3 protein-coding genes are annotated in these 3,119 nt (G+C 69.4%); all 3 read left to right on the top strand.

The window, feature by feature from the left end; all coding sequences use genetic code 11:
• Positions 1–197 precede the first annotated feature (197 nt).
• A complete protein-coding gene (gene dxr, locus ABZ823_RS30840) occupies positions 198–1,454 on the top strand; it encodes a 1-deoxy-D-xylulose-5-phosphate reductoisomerase (RefSeq protein WP_361666212.1) in 1,257 nt (418 codons plus the stop codon).
• Positions 1,451–2,755, top strand: coding sequence for a site-2 protease family protein (locus ABZ823_RS30835; RefSeq protein WP_361666209.1), 1,305 nt, complete (start codon positions 1,451–1,453; stop codon positions 2,753–2,755). Before dxr ends, ABZ823_RS30835 begins: the two co-directional genes overlap by 4 nt.
• A 168-nt stretch (positions 2,756–2,923) precedes the next feature.
• The coding region (locus ABZ823_RS30830) for a flavodoxin-dependent (E)-4-hydroxy-3-methylbut-2-enyl-diphosphate synthase (RefSeq protein ID WP_359074581.1) at positions 2,924–3,119 on the top strand (196 nt) is incomplete at its 3' end.

Raw genomic sequence — 3,119 nt, 5'->3', positions numbered from 1 at the left:
AACCCAAAAAGCCCCCCCCCGCCGCCCGACCCCCGCCCGGCCCCCCCCGCGGCCCCGCCCCGGGACCGCCGGGCGGCGCCGTCCCCCGGCCGCCCCGGGGCGCCGACGAGCACCGCGACGTCCCGCGGACGCCGGGTGTGCACACCCCGGGGGGACACCCTGTCCACCCGGGCGCGCGGTACGGCAACAATGGAGGGATGAGCGACAGTCCAGCCCCTCTTGCCGACCCCCATCTCGTCTTCGATCCCGTGGACGGAGTACGGGACGTCGTGATCCTCGGCTCCACCGGCTCGATCGGCACCCAGGCCATCGACCTCGTGCTGCGCAACCCCGACCGGTTCAAGGTCACCGGGCTATCCGCCAACGGCGGCCGGGTCGGACTGCTCGCCGAGCAGGCCCACCGGCTGCGCGTGCGCACGGTCGCGGTCGCGCGTGAAGACGTCGTACCGGCCCTGCGGGAGGCCCTGAGCGCCCACTACGGGCCCGGAGAGCCGCTTCCCGAGATCCTCTCCGGACCCGACGCGGCCACCCGTCTCGCCGCCTCCGACTGCCACACCGTCCTCAACGGCATCACCGGTTCCATCGGCCTCGCACCCACTCTCGCCGCCCTGGAGGCGGGCCGCACCCTCGCGCTCGCCAACAAGGAGTCGCTCATCGTCGGCGGCCCGCTGGTGAAGGCCCTGGCCAAGCCCGGACAGATCATTCCGGTCGACTCCGAGCACGCAGCGCTCTTCCAGGCCCTCGCCTCCGGCACCCGCGCGGACGTGCGCAAACTCGTCGTCACCGCGTCCGGCGGCCCGTTCCGCGGCCGGACCAGGGCCGAGCTGGCGCAGGTCACCCCCGAGGACGCGCTCGCCCACCCCACCTGGGCCATGGGCCCGGTGATCACGATCAACTCGTCGACCCTCGTGAACAAGGGCCTCGAAGTGATCGAGGCACATCTGCTGTACGACATTCCCTTCGACCGCATTGAGGTCGTCGTGCATCCCCAGTCGTATGTCCATTCGATGGTGGAGTTCACGGATGGATCGACACTGGCGCAGGCGACGCCCCCTGATATGCGGGGGCCGATCGCCATCGGACTCGGCTGGCCCGAGCGAGTGCCCGACGCGGCGCCCGCCTTCGACTGGAGTACTGCCTCGACCTGGGAGTTCTTCCCGCTGGACAATGAGGCGTTCCCGTCGGTCGGACTCGCCCGGCACGTCGGAGAGCTCGCGGGCACGGCTCCGGCGGTGTTCAATGCGGCCAATGAGGAGTGCGTCGACGCGTTCCTGAACGGCGCACTGCCGTATCTCGGGATCATGGAGACGGTGACGCGGGTGGTGGAGGAGCACGGCACCCCCCGTACGGGAACTTCCCTGACCGTCGCGGACGTCCTCGAAGCGGAGACCTGGGCGCGCGCCCGGGCGAGGGAACTGACGGCGCAGACGGCAATCGCGGAGGCTCATGCATGACCACCTTGATGATGATCCTCGGCATAGTCGTCTTCGTGCTCGGCCTGCTGATCTCGATCGCCTGGCACGAGCTGGGACACCTGTCGACGGCCAAGCTCTTCGGCATCCGTGTCCCGCAGTACATGGTGGGCTTCGGCCCGACCGTCTGGTCGCGGAAGAAGGGCGAGACCGAGTACGGCATAAAGGCGATCCCGCTCGGCGGCTACATCCGCATGATCGGAATGTTCCCGCCGGGCCCGGACGGCCGGATCGAGGCCCGGTCCACCTCACCCTGGCGCGGGATGATCGAGGACGCCCGGGCGCAGTCCTTCGAGGAACTCCAGCCCGGTGACGAGGACCGTCTCTTCTACACGCGCAAGCCGTGGAAGCGGGTCATCGTCATGTTCGCGGGCCCCTTCATGAACCTGGTGCTCGCCGTGGCGGTCTTCCTCGGCGTGATGATGACCTTCGGCGTCCAGACCCAGACCACCACGGTCTCCAAGGTCTCCGACTGCGTCATCCAGCAGAGCGAGAACCGCACCAAGTGCGCGAAGGGCGACCCGGCCACGCCCGCCCAGGCCGCCGGGCTCAAGCCGGGCGACAAGATCGTCGCCTTCGACGGCCGGCAGGTGACGGACTGGTCCGCCCTCCAGTCCGACATCCGCGCCAACCCCGGCAAGGACGTCACGCTCACCGTCGAGCGCAAGGGGCAGCAGGTGGACCTGCGCACCCACCTGATCAAGAACCAGGTCAGCAAGACGGACGGCAACGGCGGCTACGTCGAGGGCAAGTACGTCGACGCGGGCTTCCTCGGCTTCACGCCCGCCACCGGCATCGTCCCGCAGTCCTTGGACCAGTCCGTGCAGCGCATGGGCGACATGATGCAGAACGGCGTCGAGTCGCTGGTCTCCCTGCCGGGCAAGGTCCCCGCGCTGTGGGACGCGGCCTTCGGCAACGCCCCGCGTGAGCCGGACTCCCCGATGGGCGTGGTCGGCGCGGCCCGCGTCGGCGGCGAGGTGTTCACGCTGGACATCCCGCCGTCCCAGCAGATCGCGATGATGCTGCTGCTCGTCGCGGGCTTCAACCTGTCCCTGTTCCTGTTCAACATGCTTCCGCTGCTCCCGCTGGACGGCGGGCATATCGCGGGCGCCCTGTGGGAGTCGCTGCGCCGCACCGTGGCCAAGGTGCTGCGCCGCCCCGACCCGGGCCCCTTCGACGTGGCGAAGCTGATGCCCGTGGCGTACGTGGTGGCCGGGATCTTCGTCTGCTTCACCCTCCTGGTGCTGATCGCGGACGTGGTTAACCCGGTGAAAATCTCCTAGCCATACGGAGTTGGCGGCGGCCGGGGAGACTTGCTTCCCGGCCGCCGCCCATTGGGTGGGTTTACTGACCGTGATGTGCTGGCGTCCACGCCTGTGGCGTAATCTCGGGGCTTGGAGCCCGCCGATCCGGGTCCAGACCTTGATCCACAACTTGGGGTTGCACAGCAGATGACTGCGATTTCACTCGGCATGCCGTCCGTTCCGACCAAGCTCGCCGAGCGCCGGAAGAGCCGGCAGATCCAGGTCGGCTCCGTGGCGGTGGGTGGCGACGCCCCGGTGTCGGTGCAGTCGATGACGACGACGCGTACGTCGGACATCGGTGCCACGTTGCAGCAGATCGCGGAGCTGACCGCGTCGGGCTGTC

Origin of the sequence: Streptomyces sp. NPDC047079 (assembly GCF_040643755.1) — a bacterium.
Lineage (GTDB): Bacteria > Actinomycetota > Actinomycetes > Streptomycetales > Streptomycetaceae > Streptomyces.
This window is presented reverse-complemented; position numbering and strand designations above follow the sequence as displayed.